The sequence below is a fragment of the Microbacterium sp. CnD16-F genome (genome assembly GCF_024124465.1).
Classification (GTDB): domain Bacteria; phylum Actinomycetota; class Actinomycetes; order Actinomycetales; family Microbacteriaceae; genus Microbacterium; species Microbacterium gawkjiense.
Genome location: NZ_JAMXSA010000004.1, coordinates 36,660 through 57,923, shown reverse-complemented (window position 1 = coordinate 57,923; position 21,264 = coordinate 36,660). Strand labels below are relative to the sequence as shown.

At 69.2% G+C, this 21,264-nt stretch carries 21 protein-coding genes and 2 pseudogenes; 7 read left to right on the top strand and 16 right to left on the bottom strand.

The features are described from left to right. Positions 1-5: 5 nt before the first annotated feature. Complete coding sequence (locus NH287_RS02145) at positions 6-650, bottom strand: FMN reductase (RefSeq protein WP_064003163.1); 645 nt, start codon at positions 648-650, stop codon at positions 6-8. Further along, a complete protein-coding gene (locus NH287_RS02140) occupies positions 647-1,843 on the bottom strand; it encodes an LLM class flavin-dependent oxidoreductase (RefSeq protein ID WP_374209355.1) in 1,197 nt (398 codons plus the stop codon). The genes NH287_RS02145 and NH287_RS02140 overlap by 4 nt, the downstream gene beginning before the upstream one ends. Before the next feature lie 145 nt (positions 1,844-1,988). Between NH287_RS02140 and NH287_RS02135 the strand changes: the two genes are divergently transcribed. Beyond that, the gene (locus NH287_RS02135; protein WP_253034294.1) at positions 1,989-3,110 is read left to right on the top strand and encodes an acyltransferase family protein; all 1,122 of its coding nucleotides are present in this window, start codon (positions 1,989-1,991) and stop codon (positions 3,108-3,110) included. 6 nt (positions 3,111-3,116) lie between these two features. Here the strand turns inward: NH287_RS02135 and ald are convergent, their stop codons facing one another. After that, a complete protein-coding gene (ald, locus tag NH287_RS02130; protein WP_253034293.1) occupies positions 3,117-4,214 on the bottom strand; it encodes an alanine dehydrogenase in 1,098 nt (365 codons plus the stop codon). A 119-nt stretch (positions 4,215-4,333) separates the two neighbouring features. Between ald and NH287_RS02125 the strand changes: the two genes are divergently transcribed. Together NH287_RS02125 and NH287_RS02120 are read left to right on the top strand one after the other, a co-directional pair. Then, the gene (locus NH287_RS02125; protein ID WP_253034292.1) at positions 4,334-4,843 is read left to right on the top strand and encodes an Lrp/AsnC family transcriptional regulator; all 510 of its coding nucleotides are present in this window, start codon (positions 4,334-4,336) and stop codon (positions 4,841-4,843) included. Between the two features lie 59 nt (positions 4,844-4,902). Next, on the top strand, positions 4,903-5,913 hold the full coding sequence (locus NH287_RS02120; protein WP_253034291.1) for an isopenicillin N synthase family oxygenase: 1,011 nt from the start codon (positions 4,903-4,905) through the stop codon (positions 5,911-5,913). An 82-nt stretch (positions 5,914-5,995) separates the two neighbouring features. Here the strand turns inward: NH287_RS02120 and rpsO are convergent, their stop codons facing one another. From rpsO to NH287_RS02095, 5 genes are all read right to left on the bottom strand, one after another. Then, positions 5,996-6,265: a 30S ribosomal protein S15 gene (gene rpsO, locus NH287_RS02115; protein ID WP_018187174.1), complete on the bottom strand. Its 270-nt coding sequence runs from the start codon at positions 6,263-6,265 to the stop codon at positions 5,996-5,998. Between the two features lie 125 nt (positions 6,266-6,390). Further along, the gene (locus NH287_RS02110; protein WP_253034290.1) at positions 6,391-7,926 is read right to left on the bottom strand and encodes a D-alanyl-D-alanine carboxypeptidase family protein; all 1,536 of its coding nucleotides are present in this window, start codon (positions 7,924-7,926) and stop codon (positions 6,391-6,393) included. 78 nt (positions 7,927-8,004) lie between these two features. Continuing rightward, a complete protein-coding gene (locus NH287_RS02105) occupies positions 8,005-8,373 on the bottom strand; it encodes an FKBP-type peptidyl-prolyl cis-trans isomerase (protein ID WP_064003158.1) in 369 nt (122 codons plus the stop codon). A 40-nt stretch (positions 8,374-8,413) separates the two neighbouring features. After that, positions 8,414-8,977 carry a YceI family protein gene (locus NH287_RS02100; RefSeq protein WP_253034289.1) on the bottom strand — a complete coding sequence of 188 codons (564 nt, stop codon included), beginning with the start codon at positions 8,975-8,977 and terminating at the stop codon, positions 8,414-8,416. Between the two features lie 221 nt (positions 8,978-9,198). Continuing rightward, complete coding sequence (locus NH287_RS02095; RefSeq protein WP_253034288.1) at positions 9,199-10,356, bottom strand: PrsW family intramembrane metalloprotease; 1,158 nt, start codon at positions 10,354-10,356, stop codon at positions 9,199-9,201. A 64-nt stretch (positions 10,357-10,420) separates the two neighbouring features. Here NH287_RS02095 and NH287_RS02090 point away from each other — a divergent pair, with 64 nt between their 5' ends. Next, positions 10,421-11,290 carry a fumarylacetoacetate hydrolase family protein gene (locus tag NH287_RS02090; RefSeq protein WP_253034287.1) on the top strand — a complete coding sequence of 290 codons (870 nt, stop codon included), beginning with the start codon at positions 10,421-10,423 and terminating at the stop codon, positions 11,288-11,290. A 63-nt stretch (positions 11,291-11,353) separates the two neighbouring features. Here NH287_RS02090 and NH287_RS02085 read toward each other — a convergent pair whose 3' ends face one another. The 8 genes and pseudogenes from NH287_RS02085 to NH287_RS02050 all read right to left on the bottom strand — a co-directional run bounded on the left by NH287_RS02085 (position 11,354) and on the right by NH287_RS02050 (position 16,753). After that, entirely contained in the window at positions 11,354-11,797 is a 444-nt protein-coding gene (locus NH287_RS02085; protein WP_253034286.1) for a DUF4190 domain-containing protein, read from the bottom strand. Between the two features lie 80 nt (positions 11,798-11,877). Then, on the bottom strand, positions 11,878-13,335 hold the full coding sequence (locus NH287_RS02080) for an aspartate ammonia-lyase (protein ID WP_064003153.1): 1,458 nt from the start codon (positions 13,333-13,335) through the stop codon (positions 11,878-11,880). 64 nt (positions 13,336-13,399) lie between these two features. Continuing rightward, positions 13,400-13,825 (bottom strand): annotated as a pseudogene (locus NH287_RS02075) (aldo/keto reductase); the annotation flags it as partial. A gap of 61 nt (positions 13,826-13,886) precedes the next feature. Beyond that, the gene (locus NH287_RS15330; RefSeq protein WP_253034327.1) at positions 13,887-14,039 is read right to left on the bottom strand and encodes a hypothetical protein; all 153 of its coding nucleotides are present in this window, start codon (positions 14,037-14,039) and stop codon (positions 13,887-13,889) included. 53 nt (positions 14,040-14,092) lie between these two features. Beyond that, positions 14,093-14,185: pseudogene (locus NH287_RS15325) on the bottom strand (MerR family transcriptional regulator); the annotation flags it as partial. A 42-nt stretch (positions 14,186-14,227) separates the two neighbouring features. Next, a complete protein-coding gene (locus NH287_RS02060; RefSeq protein WP_253034285.1) occupies positions 14,228-15,130 on the bottom strand; it encodes a phosphodiesterase in 903 nt (300 codons plus the stop codon). Positions 15,131-15,167: 37 nt separating this feature from the next. Next, positions 15,168-15,503 (bottom strand): peptidase, encoded by a 336-nt coding sequence (locus tag NH287_RS02055; RefSeq protein WP_253034284.1) that lies wholly within the window; start codon positions 15,501-15,503, stop codon positions 15,168-15,170. Beyond that, positions 15,500-16,753, bottom strand: a complete 1,254-nt coding sequence (locus NH287_RS02050; protein WP_253034283.1) for an inorganic phosphate transporter — start codon at positions 16,751-16,753, stop codon at positions 15,500-15,502. The genes NH287_RS02055 and NH287_RS02050 overlap by 4 nt, the downstream gene beginning before the upstream one ends. A gap of 185 nt (positions 16,754-16,938) precedes the next feature. On the opposite strand from NH287_RS02050, the gene NH287_RS02045 reads away from it, so the two are divergent. The 3 genes from NH287_RS02045 to NH287_RS02035 all read left to right on the top strand — a co-directional run bounded on the left by NH287_RS02045 (position 16,939) and on the right by NH287_RS02035 (position 21,205). Then, positions 16,939-19,038: a S9 family peptidase gene (locus tag NH287_RS02045; RefSeq protein WP_374209354.1), complete on the top strand. Its 2,100-nt coding sequence runs from the start codon at positions 16,939-16,941 to the stop codon at positions 19,036-19,038. Between the two features lie 33 nt (positions 19,039-19,071). Then, the gene (locus tag NH287_RS02040; RefSeq protein WP_253034281.1) at positions 19,072-19,974 is read left to right on the top strand and encodes a hypothetical protein; all 903 of its coding nucleotides are present in this window, start codon (positions 19,072-19,074) and stop codon (positions 19,972-19,974) included. A 193-nt stretch (positions 19,975-20,167) separates the two neighbouring features. Beyond that, positions 20,168-21,205, top strand: a complete 1,038-nt coding sequence (locus NH287_RS02035) for a TerC family protein (protein WP_253034280.1) — start codon at positions 20,168-20,170, stop codon at positions 21,203-21,205. Positions 21,206-21,264: the final 59 nt, after the last annotated feature.

Genomic DNA, 21,264 nt, shown 5'->3' with positions numbered 1-21,264 from the left:
GGGGATCACTCCCCCGTGAGACCACCGAGCAGGTGGCCGAACGAGCCGCCCTTGCCGAGGTAGGACTCGGGGTCGAACGGGTCGAGCGTCTCGCCGGCCGGGCGCCGCGTCACGGCATCCGCCAGTTCCCGTGCGCCGCGCTCGATGCGAGCCGACAGCGGCGAGACGTCGTCGGCGCGGGCACCCCAGTCCGAGGACGCGGCGAACACACCGGTCGAGACCGCCTCGGCGTGCAGGTAGGCGAACAGCGGACGGATCGCGTAGTCGATCGCGAGCGAGTGCCGCGCCGTGCCCGCGTTCGCTCCGATGAGGACGGGCTTGCCCTGCAGCGCGTCGGGATCGAGCACGTCGATGAACGACTTGAACAGGCCCGAGTAGCTCGTCGAGAAGATCGGCGTGACGACGATGAGCGCGTCGGCCGACACGACCGTGTTGATCATCGTCTCGAGGGCGGGCGGGGCGAACCCGGTGAGCAGGTTGTTCGTGATGTCGTGCGCGTACTCGCGGAGCTCGAAGGTGTCGACGGATGCCTCCACCCCCCGCTCCCGCAGGTCCGCGAGCACGGCGGTCGCCAGCTTGTCGGCGAGCATCCGCGTCGATGACGGGTTCGAGAGCCCCGCCGAGACGACCGCGATGCGACGGGCGGTCATCGTGCACCGCCCAGACCGAACGCGGCGCCGACGGGAGCCGGGGTGTCCTGGTACGGGCTCGGGCCGGAGAGGTTGTCGCCGCGGTTCGCGCGCGGGCGGGCCTCACGGACCGGACCGTCACCGTACGTGGCGGCCACCCGCGCCGCGTGGGTGGGGGCATCGGGGACGATCGCCGGCCGATCCTCCGCCAGCTCCTTGCGGAGCACCGGCACGACCTCGCCGCCGAGGAAGTCGAGCTGCTCGAGCACGGTCTTCAACGGAAGCCCCGCGTGGTCGACGAGGAAGAGCTGACGCTGGAAATCGCCGAACAGGTCGCGCATGCCTGCGTACCGGTCGATCACCTGCTGCGGCGAACCGACGGTGAGCGGTGTCATCTCGGTGAAGTCCTCCATCGACGGGCCGTGGCCGTAGACGGGGGCGTTGTCGAAGTACGGGCGGAACTGCGCGACGGCATCCTGCGAGTTCCTCGCCATGAACGCCTGACCGCCGATGCCGACGATCGCCGTCTCGGGAGCCCCGTGACCGTAGTGCTCCCAGCGCTGACGGTAGAGGCCGATGAGGCGCTGGTAGTGCTCGGCGGGCCAGAAGATGTTGTTCGCGAAGAAGCCGTCGCCGTAGTACGCGGCCTGCTCGGCGATCTCGGGCGTGCGGATCGAGCCGTGCCACACGAAGGGCGGCACACCGTCGAGCGGCCGAGGCGTCGAGGTGAAGCCCTGCAGCGGCGTGCGGAACTTGCCCTCGAAGTCGACGACGTCCTCACGCCACAGCTTGTGGAGCAGGGCGTAATTCTCGATCGCGAGCGGCACGCCCTGACGGATGTCCTTGCCGAACCAGGGGTAGACGGGACCGGTGTTGCCGCGCCCGAGCATGAGGTCCATGCGACCGCCCGACAGGTGCTGCAACATCGCGTAGTCCTCAGCGATCTTCACGGGATCGTTCGTCGTGATGAGCGTCGTCGAGGTCGAGAGGATGAGGCGCTCGGTCTGCGCCGCGACGTACGCGAGCGTCGTCGTCGGCGAGGACGACCAGAACGGCGGGTTGTGGTGCTCGCCGATGGCGAAGACGTCGAGGCCGACCTCTTCGGCGTGCTTGGCGATCTCGACGGTCGCCGCAATGCGCTCTCGCTCGCTCGGCGTGTGACCCGTGGTGGGGTCCTGCGTGATGTCGGTGACGGTGAAGATGCCGAACTGCACCCCGGGCCAGGTGGTGGTGGTGCTGCTGGTGTCGCTCACGGTGTCCCTCTCGATTCCCGGACGGATCGCGCCCGATTCATGCAAGTGAATATACCTGTGTCAACGCCGTGGTGTCCACGTTATTCCCGCGGGTACCCTGGCCCGGATGAGTACCGCCGCCGCGGGCCGCACCCGCCGCATCCCGATCTGGGACAACGCCCGCGCCGCCTGCATCCTGCTCGTCGTCCTCGGGCACGCCATCCAGCGGCTGACGTACGACTCGGACATCGCGCAGAGCCTCTACTTCCTGATCTACGCGTTCCACATGCCGGCGTTCGCGCTCATCTCGGGCTACTTCTCGCGCTCCGACCCGCCGAGCAGACGACGGATGACCCGTCTCCTCACCGACATCGTCGTGCCGTATGTGATCTTCGAGGGCCTGTGGACGCTGACGAAGTTCCTCGTCGAGGGCCAGGCGAACCCGAACCTCACCCAGCCATCATGGACCCTCTGGTTCCTGCTCGCCCTCGCCATCTTCCGGCTCGTGCTGCCGTACCTCGCACTGCTCCGGATGCCGCTGCTCTGGACGCTCGTCATCTCGATCACGGTGGGCTACTTCCCCAACGTGGACGCGACGCTGTCGCTCTCGCGCACGCTCGGGCTGCTGCCGTTCTTCACCCTGGGATGGTGGCTCAGCCATCACCGCATCCTCGAACGCCACGGACTGCTACAGCGACGGAGACTGTCGTTGCGTCTGGCCGCCGCGGCGATCCTCGTCGCCGCCGGCGTCTGCGCGTGGGTGTTCGTCGGCCCGCTGAAGGAGATGAACCTCAGCCAGTGGCTCTTCTATGAGGAGGACTACGTCGATCTCGTCGGATGGCAGTGGTGGGCGGGCGGCGTGCGACTGCTGCTCATGGCCCTCGCGCTCGTGCTCAGCGTCTCGTTCTTCGCGCTCATCCCCCGCGGCCAGTACCGCTGGACCGCGATCGGACGGGACACGATGTACGTCTACCTCCTGCACTCCTTCGCGCTCTACCCGTTCCGGGAATCGGGGGTGCTGCGCGGACTCGATCCGACGTGGCTGTGGCTGCCGCTCGTCGCCCTCCTGTCGGTGGCGATCACGGTGCTCCTGGCGTCCCGACCGGTCCGCCGCGTCTTCCGCCCGCTGATCGAACCGCGCACCGGATGGCTGTTCGCCGACCCCGACCTTACGCGGAGCGACGGACGGCGCAACGACCCGACGGGGTCGCGGCGGCCGGGCGCGCCGAGCGGGACGCCGAAGGCCTGAGAGGAGTCAGGCGGGGGCGAACGTCAGGCCGAACGCCGCGGCGACGCCCTCGTTGACAACCCGCCCCGCTCGCACGTTCAGTCCCTTGGCCAGCGCGGGATCGGCCGCCGATGCGGCATCCCACCCCTTGTCGGCGAGCGCCGTGACGTAGGGCAGCGTCGCGTTCGTGAGGGCGCGCGTGGAGGTCTCGGGCACCGCGCCGGGCATGTTCGCGACGCAGTAGTACACGGCGTCGTGGACGGCGAACGTGGGGTCGTCGTGCGTGGTCGGACGCGACCCCTCGAAGCAACCGCCCTGGTCGATCGCGATGTCGACGAGGACCGCGCCCGCCTTCATCCCCGCCACCATGTCGAGCGTGACGAGCTTCGGCGCCGCCGCACCCGGGATGAGGACCGATCCGATGACGAGATCAGCGGATGCCACCTGCTCCGCGATCTCGTAGCGACTGGAGGCACGGGTGTGCAGTCCCGCGTACCGCTTCTCGAGCTCACGAAGCCGCGGCAGCGAGACGTCGATGACGGTGACGTCCGCACCCATCCCGAGGGCGTTCGCCGCCGCGTGCTCGCCGGCCACCCCGCCGCCGATGACGACGACCTTGGCCTTCGGCGTCCCGGCGACCCCGCCCAGGAGGGTGCCGCGGCCGCCTGCGGCACTCATGAGCGTGTGCGCGCCGACGGTGATGGAGATCCGGCCGGCGACCTCGCTCATGGGCGACAGGAGGGGCAGCGACCGGTCCGCGGCCTGCACGGTCTCGTACGCCACGGCGGTGGTGCCCGCCGCGACGAGCGCGTCGGTGAGCGGTCGGTCCGCGGCCAGGTGGAGGTAGGCGAAGAGGGTGAGGTCGCCCCGGAGGTGACCGTACTCGGCGGCGATGGGCTCCTTGACCTTCACCACGAGCTCGGCGTCGCCCCAGGTCGATTCGGCGTCCGGCGTGATCGTCGCACCGGCCGCCGCGAAGGCGTCGTCGGAAAGGCGGGAGCCCGTGCCCGCACCGGACTGCACGAGGACCTCATGACCGCGGGAGACGAGGGCGTCCACACCGGCGGGGGTGATCGCCACCCGGTTCTCGTTGTTCTTGATCTCAGTGGGGACCCCGATGCGCATGGCGGCACGCTCCTCGTCGGCGAGTGATGTGGACTCATCCTGCAGATGATTCGTGACGAACGTGTGACAACGGAACATCCTTCGGTGAAGATGGCCTGAGGACGGGAAAAGGAGACGGAATGACGACCACTTCGCGCGACCGGGCGAAGGATCTTCGGCCCGCCGTCGACCTCGACGAGGTCGATCGTTCGATCGTCGACGCCCTCGCCGCCGATGCGCGGCTCACGAACGCGGAACTCGCCGCCCGCATCGGGGTGGCACCGTCGACCGCGCACGCCCGCACCCGGGCGCTGGTGGAGCGCGGGGTCATCACCGGCTTCCACGCGAGCGTCGACCAGCGGGTCGTCGGTGCAGGACTCCAGGCGATGGTGCACGTGACGCTGCGACCCGGCTCGCGCCATGAGAGCATCACAGAGTTCGCCCACGAGGTGCGCGGGCTCCCCCAGGTCATCCAGATGTTCTTCCTCGGCGGGTCGGACGACTTCCTCATCCACATCGCCGTCGCGGACTCCAGCGAGGTGCGGGCCTTCGTCGTCGAGCACCTCTCCGCGCAGCGCAGCGTCGCGAACACCCGGACGAGCATCATCTTCGACTACCACCGCAACCGCGTCGCCGCTCCGTTCCACTGAGCCGGTAACGACCCGCAACATTGGGCGGCACGCCAGGGCGGCCTGCTTATCCTCGGACCATGTCCGCTCAGAGCCTCCCCATCCTCGACCTCTCGCTGCTCGATCAGGGGCCTGAGGCCGCCGACGCGTTCCGCGCCGAACTGCGCCGGGTCACCCACGAGGTCGGGTTCTTCTACCTCACCGGCACGGGCGTCTCCCCCGAACTCGAGGCGCGTCTCCACCGCGCGGCGCGCGCCTTCTTCGCGCTGCCCGACGAGGCCAAGCTCGAGATCGAGAACGTGAAGAGCCCGCACTTCCGCGGGTACACGCGTATCGGCGGCGAGCGCACGCAGGGCCTCGTGGACTGGCGCGAGCAGATCGACATCGGACCGGAGCGCCCCGCGGTGACCGACCCGGACGCCCCCGCCTACGCCGCGCTCGTCGGACCCAACCTGTGGCCGAGCGCCCAGCCCGAACTCCGCGGGATCGCCGAGGAGTGGACGACGATCCTGTCGGACGTGGCCCGGACGCTCCTGCGCGCGTGGGCCGAGGCCCTCGGCGCACCCGCGACCTACTTCGACGACCACTTCGGCGAGGCGCAGACCCTGCTCAAGATCGTCCGCTACCCGGGGTCTGCTGCGCCCGAGCCCCAGCAGGGCGTCGGTGCGCACAAGGATGCGGGTGTCGTCACGCTGCTGTGGGTCGAGCCCGGCAAGGGCGGCCTGCAGGTCGAGCGCGACGGCGAATGGATCGACGCACCCGCCGTTCCGGGATCCTTCGTCGTCAACATCGGCGAACTGCTCGAACACGCCACCGGCGGATACCTCACCGCGACCAACCATCGCGTCGTCTCGCCCCGTGCACCCGAGGACCGCATCTCGGTCCCGTTCTTCTTCAACCCGTCGCTCGACGCCGAGCTGCCCGCGATCGACCTCCCGGCCGACCTGGCCGCGCAGGCGCGCGGGGTGTCGCAGGACCCCCGCAACCCCATCCACGGGCTCCACGGCGAGAACGCGCTCAAGTCGCGGCTGCGGGCGCACCCGGACGTCGCCGCGATCTGGCACCCCGACCTCGTCGCCGCGCGGGCCTGATCCGGAACGACGAAGGCCGCCCCACACCGTGGGGCGGCCTTCTCAAGAATGTTTTGCGCGATTGAACGCTGGGTGCGGTGCCTTATCGACGGAGGCCGAGGCGCTCGATGAGCGAGCGGTAACGGTTGATGTCGACGTCCTGGAGGTAGCCCAGGAGACGGCGGCGCTGACCGACGAGCAGGAACAGCCCACGACGCGAGTGGTGGTCGTGCTTGTGCTCCTTGAGGTGCTCGGTGAGGTCCTTGATGCGCTGCGTCAGCATCGCGACCTGCACCTCGGGGGATCCGGTGTCACCGGGGTGCGTCGCGTACTCTTCGATGATCGCCTTCTTGACGTCTGCTTCCAGTGCCATAGGTGATCCCCTTCCTCTTCGTTGCGCGGCGCCCGACGCCTGATGCGTGGGCTCTCTTTATCCGCGGCCGATCGAACGGCAACCACAGGAGTCTACACGACGGGGACCGAGGTCACCGCCCGCCGTCAGTAGCGCGAGGTCACACCGAGGTACTCGTCCAGCGTGAGGCCGGTCTTCTTCAGATGCGTCGCCACCCCCGTGCCGACGTACCGCAGGTGCCACGGCTCCCAGCGGTAGCCGGTCACCTTCTCCTCCCCTCGGGGGTACCGCACGATGAAGCCGTACCGATGCGCGTTCGCGGCCACCCACCGGCCGGCGCGGGTCTCACCCCAGGACTGCGAGATCGAATTGACGTCGATGGCCAAACCGGTCTGATGCTCGCTGTGGCCGGGTCGCGCCGAGCGCCGTTCGGCCTCCGCCCTGCCGTGCTGACGGACCTTGCTCGCGAAAACGCTCTGCTGCGAGGCGTAGGAGCGGAAGCCCGAGATGATCGAGAGCGAGACGCCGTCCTTCCTGGCGTCGGCCCGCATCCTCGTCCAGGCGCTCGTCAGCTCCGGACGGAGCCCGTTGCCGTAGGAGGACGGCAACGGGATCGACTTGTTCACGATCAGGATGCCGCGGATGTACATCGGCTTGCCGGGGGCGACGGTGCGGACCGCGGGCGACCCCGCGGAACGCCACTGCGCGGTCGTCACCGGGGTCAGATAGCCGTCCATGCGGTGGAGGATCGAGGACCCCGTCGACAGGCGCACGAACGAATCGCCGGGGATCCGCGAGCGGATGGTCGTCTTCGGGCGGCCCGCGCGCGCGTACTCGGCCGCGCTGAGCGCTTCGACGGTGTTGATGCTCCGGTCGCCGGTCGAGGTCGGCCACGTGACGAGGCCGTAGACGATCGGGGACCATGCCGTCTTGGCGTAGACGACCGGAGCGCGCGCCACCTGCGGCTTCCCGGCGCGCCGGTACTCCGCGGCCGTGATCACCCGGTGCGATCCGTTCGTGCGGACGAAGTGCACGGCGGGCGACCAGGCGGCGCGGTACCAGCCGCCGGCCACCACGGAGCCCGCGCGCGGCGAACCCGCCGCGCGCCGCTCCGCCGACGTCATCTTCTTCGTCTTCCCGTCGGGCGTGCGCGCGTACAGGTCCGACGGCCCGGACTGGTAGCGGAAGTAGCGCGTCGTCGGCACATGTCCCATCAGGCGGACCTTCGGCGAGCCGGCGCTCACGAACGACGTCCGATCGAGCTTGACGACCTTGTCGACACCGCGGTCGCCCGTGCCGTCCGGCCAGGTGATCAGTGCGTACACCTGAGGGGACCACGTCACCCGCCCATAGGTGACGGGAAGGGTGCGGATGCGGGGACTCCCAGCGGCCTTCCACTGCTCCCGCGACAGCGCGGTGACGCTGCCGTCCGTCCGGGTGCGGTAGACCCGCGGGTCGGTGGACCACGGCGCGCGGTAGTAGCCGTGGACCGTGACCGCCGGGGACGGGGATGCCGTCGGTGTCGGGGTGGGTGTCGGTGCCGGGGTCGGCGTGGGCGAGGGCGTGCCGGTGGGCGCCGCGGTCTGCGCCGATGCCGCGCCGGGCGTCAGGACCACGGTCAGCGCGAGTACCGCCGCGGCGAGCACCGCCGTCCACCGTGCCCGCGGGCGTTCGTTCCCCATGGTGCTCACCTTAGGGCAGAGCCCGGGCGCACGTGTGGCCCGACCGAGGAACGGCCGGGCCACACGTGAGGCGTCGGATCAGGCGACGTCGAGCAGATCGATGATGAAGATCAGCGTCTTGCCACCGAGGAAGTGTCCACCGGCGGGACCGTACGCGAGGTGCGGCGGGATGACGAGTTCACGCCGGCCGCCCACCTTCATCCCCGGGATCCCGTCCTGCCATCCCTGGATCAGGCCGCGGAGCGGGAACTGGATGCTCTCGCCGCGGTTCCAGGACGAGTCGAACTCCTCACCGGAGAGGTACTCGACACCCACGTAGTGGACAGTGACGGTGTCGCCGGGCTTCGCCTCGGCACCGTCCCCCTCGATCAGGTCGCGGACGACCAGGTCGGCGGGTGCGGGACCCTGAGGCGCGTCGATCTCGGGCTTGGTGCGGTCTGCAGTCATGGGTCCATCCAACCCGAGGCGCTCTCCGTGGTCAAAGCCGTCAGGCCTGGATGGAACCCTGGAGGTCGAGCTCGATGGTGACGTCCTTGCCGACGAGCACGCCGCCGGTCTCGAGCGCCGCGTTCCAGGTCAGACCGAAGTCCTCGCGGTTGATGACGGTCTTCGCCGTCGCACCCGCCTTGTAATTGCCCCACGGGTCGGTGCCGAAGCCACCGAAGTCGACCTCGAAGGTGACGGGCTTGGTGACGTCCTTGATCGTGAGGTCGCCGTCGACGAGGAAGTCGCCGCCCTCGACGCGCACACCGGTCGACGTGAAGGTGATCTCGGGGTAGGTCTCGACGTCGAAGAAGTCGGCGCTGCGGAGGTGGCCGTCGCGACCCTCGTCCTTGGTGTCGAGCGATGCCGCGTCGACCTTCGCCTCGAGAGTGGCCTCGAGCGGGTTCTCGGGGGCGACGAGAGTCGCCTCCTTGACATTGAAGTGGCCACGGACCTTCGAGATCATCATGTGGCGGACGCTGAAGCCGACCTCGCTGTGCGAGGCGTCGAGGATCCAGGTCCCCGCCTTGTAGCCGGGGATGTCGAGGGTCGCGGTGGAGTCGGTCATGGTGGTCCTTCGTCTGGGGGTCCGGAGTGCTCCGGCGGTCGAAAGGGCGAAACGTCGCCGCATCCGATCCTATTCCCCTGAATAGAAAAACCCGTCGCGGGCGGGGGTCTTGACAGCGCCGGGAGTGAGCGGGATCATTTTTCCAGGCCAACTCAGCGCCCGGAAGACTCGCAGGCATCGCCGCGGCACCGGGCGCTGAGTCTTTTCTCCGGCAGTCCCCCTCAGCGGGCGAGGACATCGCCGCGGGCCCGCGTGGCGCGCTCGAGGTAAACACGCTCGTCGACGGCGGCCGCAGGGTCGCGGCCGGTCACCACGCGCTGCCGCGCGGCGGCCAGCGAGGTCGCCTCGGCGATGAAGCGCCGCATCGCCGCGGACCGGTCCCCCGGCAGCGTCCGCGCCCAGGCGACCGCACGCGCGCGCCCGGCGCGGGTCGCCAGCATGTCGACCTCGCCGGGCGAGAACCACCCCGCCGCGGCGTAGTCGCCGAGTCGCGCGCGGGTCAACCGCGCCTCCTCGCGTCGCAGCAGGCCGACACCGACGATGAACAGCACGAACAGCGGCACCTGGAGTGTCGTGTAGAGGGCGAAGAAGTCGGCGAACACGGCGGAACCGTTCCAGAGGGCGTGCAGAGCGATGGCCCCGACGATTCCGAGGAGCCACCGCGGCGCCGCCGCGGAGCCGCGGAGCCCGATCCGCGCGGCCCGGCCGAGCGCGTACCCCGTCACTGCCGTGAACATCACGTGCGCGAACGGCGACAGGACCCCACGGAGGAAGAACGTGTAGGCGGCACTCTCGACACCTTCGGTGATGAGGCTGTCGGCGAAGTAGAGGATGTTCTCCGTGAAGGCGAACCCCGCCCCGACGAGGGCGCCGTAGACGACACCGTCCACCGGTCCGTCGAAGGCGCGGCGCGCGGCGACGAAGACGAGCAGCACCCCCGCGCCCTTGGCGAGCTCCTCCACGATCGGCGCCTGGACGACGGCCGACAACGTCTCCGGCACCTGCGGGACGACGAGACCGATGACGAGGTCGACCGCCAGGGTGAGGGCGACGGATGCCACCGCCCCCCACGCGAGCGCGAACACCACCAGGCCGCGGGGCTCCGGCTCCCAGCGGTCGATGATCCGGACCGCGACCAGGACGAGCGCGAGCGGGACGAGCGCCAGGACCCCCGCGACGACCGCGGCGACGGGGCCGAGGAAGGTCAGGAAGTAGGCCGCGAGGCCGAGCGCCACGAGGACGAGCACGGTGCCCACGATCCAGAGGACCGTCCGCCCGGCTCCCGGCGTGGGCACGGGCAGGTCCCGGCGCGGCGGAGCCGGCGGGGGCGTCGCCGGCATCGAATGGGTCGGCTGCGCGAGCGGCGACGGGAACGACATGCGCTCAGCCTAGGGGCGGGCGCGCACGAGCCGCCGCCGCGCACGGGAACGATAGCCTGGGTCCATGCGCTTCGCCCACGTTGTCCCCGACGGAGTCGACGAGCCGCAGCTGATCCTGGTCGAGGAGGATCGCGCGACGGTGGTGTCGCGCCTCTTCGACGGTGCACCCTCGCGCCTGCAGCGGCTCATCGAAGGAGGCGACGCCCTCCTCGCCCGCGTCCGGGACGCGGCCGCCGACCCCGAGGTCGAGTGGATGCCGCTGGGCTCCCCCGTGTTCGCGTCCGCGATCCTCGACACGCCCGTCACGATCGCCGTGGGCTTGAACTACGCCGCGCACTCGAGCGAGCTGGGACTGAAGGCGGACGCCGCTCCGACCATCTTCACGCTGTGGCCGGGCTCCCTGGGCGGGCACCGCCAGACGACAACCTGGCCACGTTCGCTGAGTCAGTCGGTCGACTACGAAGCCGAACTCGGTGTCGTGATCGGCCCGGCAGCCCGCGACGTCGCGCTCGAGGACGCACTCGACCACGTCTGGGGCTACACGGTCGTCAACGACATCACGGCCCGCGACATCCAGTTCTCCGAGGCGCAGTGGTCGCGGTGCAAGTCGTTCGACGGCTTCACCCCGACGGGCCCCTTCGTCGTGACGGCGGACGAGATCGCCGACCCGCAGGATCTGCACATCTGGGCCGTCGTCGACGGGCAGACGGTGCAGGATGCCTCGACGGGCCAGATGATCCACCCCGTCGCCAAGCTCGTCTCCTACCTTTCGCGGTCGGCGACCCTGCTCCCCGGCACCCTCATCTCGACCGGCTCCCCCGGTGGCGCGGGCTACTCCCGCGATCCGCAGATCTTCCTCCGCGACCGCTCGACGGTCACGGTCGGCATCGACGGCATCGGTGAGCTGACGACGTTCTGCCGGATCACCGACTGACCCGCAACGACGAAGAGCCCCGGATGCCGCGCATCCAGGGCTCTCGTCGTTCCGAATCTCGGATCAGTAGCCGTTGCTCTCCAGCAGCTCCTGGCACGAGGTGGTGACACCCTGCCAGGTCACGGTTCCCGACGGGTCCTCGAAGCAGGCGTTGATCTGAGTGGTCAGATCGCCTCCGACGCTCGCCGCGAACGAGATGAGCGCGATGAAGATGATGATCCCGATGATGAGCAGCACGACGCTCACGATGATCGCCGCGATCGCCAGACCGTTCTTCACGCCGGCCTTGCGGCTCTGCACGAGAGCCACGATGCCGAGGATGAGGCCGATGACCTGGGTGCCGGGGATGATCGCGAGGATCAGCGCGACGATCGCCATCGTGCGGCCGGGGGTCGATCCGCCCGAGGGGGCGGCGTTGTACTGCGGCGCGTTGCTGTAGGCGGGCGCTTCGTAGGCCGGCGGCGCCGGGGGGACGTTCTGGGAGTTCGGCTGGTTGGGATCAGTCATGGAAGTGTCCTTCTGGTCGGTCATCGGCCGGGATTACGACCCCGACGCTAGCGTTCACCGTTCTCCCAGACAACCGGCAATCAGTGCTGCTCCACGTCACCCGGTTTCGTGATAACGGGGATGGCCCGCGTGACCGCCTGCAGCCCCGACAGGCGTGCCGGCGACAGCTGCTTGTCCACCTCGTCGCGCGACATCAGGCCGGCTTCGACGACGAGGTCGCCGACGTTCCGCTTGGTGAGCAGCGCGGTCTTGGCCAGGGCCGCGGCGGCGGTGTAGCCGATAAAGGGCGTCAGTGCCGTGATGACGCCGACGGACGACCCGACCATCGTCCCGAGGCGTTCGCGGTTGGCCGTGATGCCGTCGACGCAGTTGACCCGCAGCGTGCGCATACCGCGACGCATCCAGGTGATCGACTGGAAGATCGAGTGCGCGATCACCGGCTCGAACGCGTTCAGCTGCAGCTGCCCGCCCTCGACGGCCATCGTCACCGTCAGGTCGGCGCCCGCGACGGCGAAGGCGACCTGGTTGACGACCTCGGGGATGACCGGGTTCACCTTGCCGGGCATGATGCTCGAGCCGGCCTGTCGGGGCGGGAGGTTGATCTCGCCGAAGCCCGCCTGCGGGCCGCTCGAGAGGAGCCGCAGGTCGTTGCTGATCTTCGAGAGCTTGATGGCGTTACGCTTGAGCGACGACGAGAACGACATGAAGGCGCCGGTGTCGCTCGTCGACTCCACGAGGTCCTCGGCGGTCTCGAGGTCGAGTCCGCTGATCTCGCGCAGGTGGCGGAGCACCGAGCCGGAGTAGTCGGGGTGCGTCGTGATGCCGGTGCCGATGGCCGTCGCACCCATGTTGATCTCGTAGAGCAGGTACGCGTTCTCGCGGAGCCGGTGGTAGTCCTCCCCCAGCGTCGTCGCGAAGCCGTGGAACTCCTGCCCGAGCGTCATGGGCACGGCATCCTGCAATTGGGTGCGGCCGACCTTGAGCACGTCGTGGAACTCGTCGGCCTTCTTCAGGAAGGCCTGCCGCAGCAGGTCGAGCTCCTCGAGGAGGGACTGCAGGTCGAGGCCGAGGCCGACCTTGATCGCCGTCGGGTAGACGTCGTTCGTCGACTGACTGCGGTTCGTGTGGTCGATCGGCGAGAGGAACGCGTAGTCGCCTTTCTCACGGCCGGCCATCTCGAGCGCGATGTTGGTGATGACCTCGTTCGCGTTCATGTTGGTCGAGGTGCCGGCCCCGCCCTGGATGACGCCCACGACGAACTGGTCGTGGAACTCGCCGTCGATGACGCGCTGCGCCGCACGGTCGATGAGGTCGGCGCGGGATGCCTCCAGCACGCCGATCTCCTTGTTGGCGCGCGCGGAGGCCTGCTTGACCATCGCGAGGGCGACGACGAGGTCGCGGTAGACGGAGATGGGCCGCATCGAGATTGGGAAGTTCTCGAGGGCTCTCGCGGTGTGGATGCCCCAGTAGGCGTCGGCGGGGATCTCCATCGATCCCAGGGAGTCGGTCTCGGTACGCGTCATCGCGTCAGGTGCCATTGCGGTGTCCTTGTGGGTCACAGGGTGCGGGGATAGGACGAGCCTATCCCCGCGCCCCGCCGACCTAGCGGTTGACGCTCGACATGTCGGCGTAGCGGTCGCCGACCGCCGGCGCGACCTCGCTCAGCCGGCGCAGCTGGTCGTCCGTGAGCGCGAGCTCGGTGGCGCCGATGTTCTCGTCGACGCGCTCGAGCTTGCGCGTACCCGGGATGGGCACGATGTCCTCGCCCTGCGCGAGGAGCCAGGCGAGCGCGACCTGAGCGGGGGTCGCGTCCACCTCGCCCGCGACGCCTTCGATGACGTCCACGATCCGCAGGTTGGCGGCGAGCGCCTCGTTTTCGAATCGCGGGTTGTTCCGACGGAAGTCGTTCTCGTCGAGCTGGTCGACCGAGCGGATCCGACCCGTCAGGAAGCCGCGACCGAGCGGCGAGTACGGCACGAACCCGATGCCGAGCTCGCGCAGCGCGGGCAGCAGCTCGGCCTCGGGATCCCCATGAGTCCGAGGCCGATGCGGCCGACCCGGGGACCGTTCTGGCCGAGTGCGGCGGTCTTCATGATGCGGTGATCTCCTTGTCGTAGATGTCGATCTTGTGGTCGATGGCGGCGAGACTCAGCGTGACCTCCTCGAGCCGTCTGCGGACGACCTCCCGGTGCTCGACGAGCAGTCGACGCCCTTCCGCGATCGTCGCGTCCCCCTCGCGCACGAGCGCCGGTGGGTCGAGGATGTCCGGTCCACGGGTTGCAGCATCAGGCCCGCACGCTCGTAGGAGCAGAGGGTGTGCGCGCTGACGCCGGTCGCGTCCGCCGCTTCGGCGATGGAGGCGCCGGCAGAGGTGGAGAGGAGGGACATGCCCTCACGGTAGGACTTCGAGTGCGCGCGAAGTCAAGAGGCTCAGGCGGGCTTGCGGGAGAAGGCCTCGAGGCGCTCGTCGGGCGTGAGGGCGGCCATCCGCTCCACCCACTCGGCCGAGAAGTAGTCCCCCGTCGGCGCCTCGACCACGGGGACGACCGTGTGCGTGATCGTGTCGTCGTAGACGTGCACGAGGTGGAAGGACTGTCCGGCATCCATGCCGTTCACCTCGGTCGCCGGTCGCTGCAGGTTCATCGTGTAGCAGGTCGCGGAGGCGACGCTCACGGGGATGCCGGCGAAGGTGCCCGACGTCGAGTAGTGCAGGTGGCCGGCCAGGATGCCGCGCACGTCGGTGCCGGCGAGCACAGCCGCCAGCTCGTCCTGCTCCCGGAGCTCGAGGATGTCGAAGAACGGGATGTGGCTCGGGATCGGCGGATGGTGCAACGCGAGCAGCGTGCCGAGCGGCGCCGGCTCGGCGAGCACCTCCCGGAGCCACTCGCGCTGCGCCGCATCGACGAGGCCGTGATGCCAGCCGGGGACGGTGGAGTCGAGGACGACCAGTCGCAGCCCGCCCAGGTCGTGGACCGTGGTGAGCGGCGCTTCGGAGCCCGGCTCATCGAAGAGCCCCTCCCGCAGGGCGGGTCGCTCGTCGTGATTGCCCGCGACCCACACGACCGGCGCATCCAGCTGCTCGGCCATCGGTTCCACGAGCTCGCGCAGCCGGCGGTAGGCGGCGGGCTCTCCCAGGTCGGTGAGATCGCCCGTCACGACGATCGCGTCGGGGCGGATGCCGGTGCGCTCGACGGCTGCGAGGGCCGCCGCGACACCGCCCGTGGCGTCGTAGGCGCCGCCGAGCGGGCGATCGCCGGCGAGCAGATGGGTGTCGCTCAGATGGACGATCGTGCGGACGGCGGGCGCATGGCGGCCGAAGGAGACGGGCTGCATGCCGCCCAGCCTATTGACGCCCCCGGACGCGCGGCGATCAGTGGTTGAACAGGATGAGCAGGAGCCCGCCCAGCACGACCAGGCCGCAGACCGCGAACGCGGCGTACGCCCCGACGAGGGCGATGCGCTTCTGCGCCGGGCTCAGCGGGTTCTTCTTGGCGGCTTTCTTGGCGGCCTTGGCGGCCCGCTTCTGCTCCTTGGGAGTCATGATGGTCAGCGCGTCGGTGAAGGTGGCCGGGATGACGACGGGCACCCGTCCCGCCCGAACGAGCAGACGCAGACCGATCGCGTAGAAGGCGACCACCGTCGCCGCGGCGAGGAGCGCCGCGAGGAAGACCTGGAGGAAGGCGAGCCAGTTGACGTCGACGCTCATCGGGTTCCCTCCTCGTCGGATGCGGCGGCGGACTGCGCGACGCGCTGCTGGCGGCGTGTGGGGGGCGGTTCCTCCGTGAGATCGACGGCGGCACCCGAATCGGCCACCTCGCTGCTCATCGCGTTCGCCGCGTTGACCTCGTTGCGCCGGGACCGCAGGAAGATCGCGAGCACGACGGCGACCGCCACGACGGCGCCGATGATGACGCCGATCAGTTCACCCGGTCCCTCGCCGAAGAGGTTCTCGAGTCCGACGATGAGGAGGGCGGCCAGTGCGCCGACGATGCCGGCTGCCGGGAGCGTGAGGACCCACCCGACCATGATGCGCCCGACGGTGCGCCAGCGCACGCTCGACCCGCGGCGACCGAGGCCCGACCCGATCACGGACCCCGAGGCCACCTGCGTGGTCGACAGGGCGAACCCGAGGGCGCTCGAGGCGAGGATCGTCGACGCGGTGGATGCCTCCGCCGAGAAGCCCTGCGCGGGCTTGACGTCGGTGAGGCCCTTGCCGAGCGTGCGGATGATCCGCCACCCGCCCATGTACGTGCCGAGAGCGATCGTGAACGCGCACGCGAAGATGACCCAGAACTCGGGCTCGGACTGCGTCTGCCAGCCGACCGTGATGAGGGCGAGGGTGATGACGCCCATCGTCTTCTGCGCGTCGTTGGTGCCGTGCGCGAGGGCGACGAGCGACGACGTGAAGATCTGACCCCAGCGGAAGCCGTCGCGGCCGTCCGGCTTGTTGTCGTAGCGGCGGGTGACGGCGTACGCGATCTTCGTGGCGACGAAGGCGATGATGCCGGCCGTGAGCGGGGCGATGAGGGCGGGGAGGACGACCTTCGACAGGACGACACCGACGTTGATCGCGCTGACGGACGCGCCGACGATCGTCGCCCCGATGAGACCGCCGAAGAGTGCGTGCGAGGAGCTCGAGGGAAGGCCGAGCAGCCAGGTGAGCATGTTCCACGTGATGGCGCCGATCAACCCGGCGAAGATGATCGCGGGGAAGATCGAGGGCGAGAGCTGATCCTCGCGGATCATGCCGCCCGAGATCGTCTTGGCGACCTCCGTCGACAAGAATGCGCCCACGAGGTTGAGGATGGCGGCCAGCAGCACCGCGACCTTGGGCTTGAGTGCGCCGGTCGCGATCGGCGTCGCCATCGCGTTCGCCGTGTCGTGGAAGCCGTTGGTGAAGTCGAAGAAGAGTGCCAGTGCGATGACCAGGACGACGATGAGTGCTGCGGTCTCCACAGTTCGCTTTCCGTCGGGAATCGGGGGAACGGGTGCCGCGGCGATCGGCGTTGCGAACGAAAAGTTCACCCAGACGTCACCAGGGGTTCAATCGGGCCTGGGAAATCCTCGCACACGATCCGCCATGGCATAACCCGCGCGCGCCCGCGGGGGTCGGTTAGCGTGGTCGGGTGACCTCCGAAGCCGTGACACCGCCCGTCGCCGACCGCCGCCCGTTCACCCGCACGCACCACGGGGACGACGTCTCGGACCCCTACGAGTGGCTGCGCGCGAAGGACGACGAAACCGTCATCGGCCACCTCGAGGCGGAGAACGACTACACCGGCAGCCGTACGGCGCACCTCGCCGGTCTCCGCGAGCGGATCTTCGAGGAGATCAAGGGCCGCACGCTCGAAACCGACCTCTCCGTCCCCTCGCGCCGCGGGCAGTGGTGGTACTACGGCCGCACCGTCGAGGGCAAGCAGTACGGCATCAACTGCCGCGCCCCCATCACGGACGTCGCGGACTGGACGCCGCCCGTGCTCTCCCCCGACACCGACGTCCCCGGCGAGCAGGTGCTCCTGGACGGCAACGTCGAGGCCGAGGGCCACGACTTCTTCTCGCTCGGCAGCCTCGACGTCTCGAACGACGGCACCCGGATGCTCTACGCCGTCGACGTCGCCGGTGACGAGCGCTACACCCTCCGCATCCGCGACCTGGTGACCGGCGACGACCTCGCCGACGTCATCGAGAACACCTTCTCCGGCGCGGTCTTCTCCCCCGACGGCCGTCACGTCGTCTACACGACCGTCGACGACGCCTGGCGACCCGACACCGTCTGGCTGCACGAAGTGGGGACGGATGCCGCATCCGACCGCGTCATCTTCACCGAACCCGACGAGCGGTACTGGGTCGGCGCGGGCTTCACGCGCAGTGACCGCTTCCTCGTCATCGGGGTGGGGTCCTCCATCACCTCGGAGGAGTTCCTCGTCCCGGCCGACGACCTCACGGCGGAGCCCCGATCGGTGTGGCCGCGCCGCGAGGGCGTCGAGTACTCGCTGACCCACGCGGTCATCGCCGGGGAGGACGTGCTCTACATCCTCCACAACGATGGCGCTTTGGACTTCGAGCTGGTGCGGGTAGCGGCATCCGACCCCACCGGGCAGCGGCACGTCGTGCTGCCGCACCAGCCGGGTCGGCGGTTGCTCGACGCGTCCGCCTACCGCGACTGGGCGGTCGTCGAGTACCGCCGCGAGGGCCTCGCGCGCGTCGGGATCCTCGACTACGCCACCGATGAGGTCACCGAGATCGCCTTCGACGAGCCGCTGTACGCCGCCGGGGCGAGCGGATCGTCGGAGTGGGCGCCCCCGGTCATCCGTCTCGGTTACGCCTCGTTCGTGACGCCCGGCACGGTGTACGACTACGTCGTGGCGACGGGCGAGCTCCTGCTGCGCAAGAGCCAGCCGGTCCTCGGCGGGTACGACCCGGCCGACTACGGTCAGGAACGGGTCTGGGCGACCGCCGACGACGGCACGCGCGTCCCCGTTTCTCTCGTGTGGAAGCGGTCGTTCGGCGAACCGGGAGCGGCGCCCCGCCCCCTGCACCTCTACGGCTACGGCTCGTACGAGCACTCCATCGAGCCCGGATTCTCGGTCGCCCGCCTGTCGATGCTGGACCGTGGCGTGATCTTCGCGATCGCTCACGTCCGCGGCGGTGGCGAGATGGGGCGCCAGTGGTACGAGGAGGGCAAGCTGCTGCACAAGCGGAACACCTTCACGGACTTCGTCGCCGTCGGCCGTCACCTCGTCGCCGAGGGGTACACCTCCCCCGACCGCCTGGTCGCGGAGGGCGGCTCCGCCGGCGGTCTGCTCATGGGCGCCGTGGCGAACCTCGCCCCGGACCTGTTCGCGGGCATCCTCGCCGGCGTCCCGTTCGTCGACGCGCTGACGACGATCCTCGACCCGTCCCTCCCGCTCACCGTGATCGAGTGGGATGAGTGGGGCGACCCGCTGCACGACGCCGACGTGTACGCCTACATGAAGTCGTACACCCCCTACGAGAACGTGCAGGAGGGCGTCCGGTACCCCCGCATCCTCGCCGTCACCTCGCTCAACGACACCCGGGTGCTCTACGTCGAGCCGGCGAAGTGGGTCGCGCGGCTGCGCGAGGTCGGTGCGGACGCCCTGCTCAAGTGCGAGATGGTCGCGGGTCACGGTGGTGTCAGCGGGCGGTACAACTCGTGGCGCGAGCGCGCGTTCGAGCTCGCCTGGCTCCTCGACGTCCTGGGACTGGCCGACGCGGACTGACACTGTAAGCGGGGCCGTGGGTACGATGCCCCCATGGCATCCGTTCCCCGCTACCGCGCGGCGGTCCGCATCGATCTCGACCTCGTCTGCGCGCACCCCGACGATCTCGTCGGCGGCATGGATGACGCGTCACGGATGTCCGAGTCGTCGATGGATGCCGAGGACGCGCTGCTGTCGCTGATCGAGGTGTCGGTGGCCGACGGCGCGCAGCAGCTGGTGCGCATCGAATCCACCAACTCCTCGATCGTCGACTCGGAGTGGGAGGGCACGTCGGGCGAGGTTCCGGAAGGATCCTCCGACACCGCGCGGGTCGCCCGGGCGGGTGCGCGCCTGGCGGGGATCGACTGGGCACTGGACGAACTCTTCGGCGGACCGACGACCGAGGCGACCGCATCCGAGCTGCGCCAGCGGACGATCATCAAGGGGCTCGTCTGGAACGCCTCCGTCCTGGTCGTCGACTGCCTTTTCGACGATGTCCGCCAGCTGGCGGACGCGGCCGACACGCGATCCGCCTGGCGAGAGACGCACGTGATCTCGCAACTGCCCCCGCAGTACGCGACGCACTACGACCGGGCGTTCGCGCAGAAGTTCCTCGCCGCGACGATCGAGGTCACCTCCCGGCTCAGCGCCTCACCCGTGTACCCTCCCACCGTCGCCCACGAGCTGGCGCTGAAGCTCGTGCTCGACGAGGCGGCGCGCAGCGCCGAACGCCTCACTGGCGACCTGCCGGAGGGCTGGCGCGAGCACCTGGACACCGTGCTGTTCCAGGACCTCGATGCGGAGTCCCTCTTCGTCGATCAGGATGCGTCGAGCAAGCAGGATGCCGCCGCCGCGACTCCTCCTCTCGATTTCGCGAGCTGGTTCATCCCGTATGCGCACGCGCCGGCGCCGGCGCCGTACGCGAGCGACGATCTCAAGGAACCATCCCGCGGCTAGCACGCTCGGCCTAGTCAGGCAATTGTCAGTTTTGCCCGCGCCGATCCCGTAACATTTTGAGCCCCAGGGGGAGTACTCCACGACGGTCGGTTCGTCATTACGGATGTGAAGGTGCATCCCGGATCACCGGTCCCGATCACTCGGGATGGAGAAGACTCTGGCGTCCTTTCATCACGCCATTGAGGAGACTCCTGTGGAAATCACCCCTCTCGTCTGGGGCATCACGATCGCCGTCACGATCGCCTTCTTCGTCTACGAATTCTTCGCGCACGTCCGCAAGCCGCATGAGCCGTCGATCGGTGAATCGGCGCGCTGGTCCGCCTTCTACATCGGTCTCGCGCTGATCTTCGGTGTCGTCATCGGCCTCATCCCGGGATGGGGCTGGGTGTACTCGGGTGAGTACTTCGCCGGGTACCTGACCGAGAAGGCGCTGTCGATCGACAACCTCTTCGTGTTCCTCATCGTCATGACCGGGTTCGCGGTGCCGAAGAAGTACCAGCAGAAGGTCCTGATGATCGGCATCGTCATCGCGCTCATCATGCGGGGCGCGTTCATCGCCGTCGGCGCCGCCCTCATCGAGAACTTCTCGTGGATCTTCTACGTCTTCGGCGCGCTGCTGCTGTTCCTCGCCTACCGTCAGGCGTTCGCACACGGTGAGTCCGACCCGGCCAACGGCAAGTTCATGCAGTTCGTCCGCCGCATCCTGCCCGTCAGCGACGAGTACAACAGCGACAAGCTCACGGTGAAGAAGGCCGGTAAGCGCTTCGTCACCCCGATGCTGCTGGTGATCATCGCGATCGGCTTCGTCGACCTCATCTTCGCGGTCGACTCGATCCCCGCGATCTACGGTCTCACCAACGAGGCGTACATCGTGTTCACTGCTAACGCGTTCGCCCTCATGGGTCTGCGTCAGCTGTACTTCCTCATCGGCGGTCTGCTCGAGCGCCTCGTGTACCTCGCACAGGGCCTGGCCGTCATCCTCGCCTTCATCGGTGTGAAGCTCGTCCTGCACGCCATGCACGTCAACGAGCTGCCGTTCATCAACGGCGGCGAGCCGATGCTCTGGGCTCCCGAGATCCCGATCTGGTTCTCGCTCCTGTTCATCGCGGCCACGATCGTCGTCGCGACGGTGGCGAGCCTCGCCAAGACACGTCGCGACCGCGACCGCGAGCTGGACGCCGGCGCACCGACCTCGACCCCCTCCCCCGCAGAAACGAAGGAGCACCGCTGACCGATGGACAGCGATCATACGATCCCGCCCACCACTGAGACCGACGGCATCGAGGTGAC

What these genes read in the sequence shown, in the direction of transcription:
- NH287_RS02145 (WP_064003163.1), bottom strand. Translation starts at nt 650, where the DNA reads ATGACCGCCCGTCGCATCGCGGTCGTCTCGGCGGGGCTCTCGAACCCG.
- NH287_RS02135 (WP_253034294.1), top strand. Translation starts at nt 1,989, where the DNA reads ATGAGTACCGCCGCCGCGGGCCGCACCCGCCGCATCCCGATCTGGGAC.
- ald (WP_253034293.1), bottom strand. Translation starts at nt 4,214, where the DNA reads ATGCGCATCGGGGTCCCCACTGAGATCAAGAACAACGAGAACCGGGTG.
- NH287_RS02125 (WP_253034292.1), top strand. Translation starts at nt 4,334, where the DNA reads ATGACGACCACTTCGCGCGACCGGGCGAAGGATCTTCGGCCCGCCGTC.
- NH287_RS02120 (WP_253034291.1), top strand. Translation starts at nt 4,903, where the DNA reads ATGTCCGCTCAGAGCCTCCCCATCCTCGACCTCTCGCTGCTCGATCAG.
- rpsO (WP_018187174.1), bottom strand. Translation starts at nt 6,265, where the DNA reads ATGGCACTGGAAGCAGACGTCAAGAAGGCGATCATCGAAGAGTACGCG.
- NH287_RS02110 (WP_253034290.1), bottom strand. Translation starts at nt 7,926, where the DNA reads ATGGGGAACGAACGCCCGCGGGCACGGTGGACGGCGGTGCTCGCCGCG.
- NH287_RS02105 (WP_064003158.1), bottom strand. Translation starts at nt 8,373, where the DNA reads ATGACTGCAGACCGCACCAAGCCCGAGATCGACGCGCCTCAGGGTCCC.
- NH287_RS02100 (WP_253034289.1), bottom strand. Translation starts at nt 8,977, where the DNA reads ATGACCGACTCCACCGCGACCCTCGACATCCCCGGCTACAAGGCGGGG.
- NH287_RS02095 (WP_253034288.1), bottom strand. Translation starts at nt 10,356, where the DNA reads ATGTCGTTCCCGTCGCCGCTCGCGCAGCCGACCCATTCGATGCCGGCG.
- NH287_RS02090 (WP_253034287.1), top strand. Translation starts at nt 10,421, where the DNA reads ATGCGCTTCGCCCACGTTGTCCCCGACGGAGTCGACGAGCCGCAGCTG.
- NH287_RS02085 (WP_253034286.1), bottom strand. Translation starts at nt 11,797, where the DNA reads ATGACTGATCCCAACCAGCCGAACTCCCAGAACGTCCCCCCGGCGCCG.
- NH287_RS02080 (WP_064003153.1), bottom strand. Translation starts at nt 13,335, where the DNA reads ATGGCACCTGACGCGATGACGCGTACCGAGACCGACTCCCTGGGATCG.
- NH287_RS02060 (WP_253034285.1), bottom strand. Translation starts at nt 15,130, where the DNA reads ATGCAGCCCGTCTCCTTCGGCCGCCATGCGCCCGCCGTCCGCACGATC.
- NH287_RS02055 (WP_253034284.1), bottom strand. Translation starts at nt 15,503, where the DNA reads ATGAGCGTCGACGTCAACTGGCTCGCCTTCCTCCAGGTCTTCCTCGCG.
- NH287_RS02040 (WP_253034281.1), top strand. Translation starts at nt 19,072, where the DNA reads ATGGCATCCGTTCCCCGCTACCGCGCGGCGGTCCGCATCGATCTCGAC.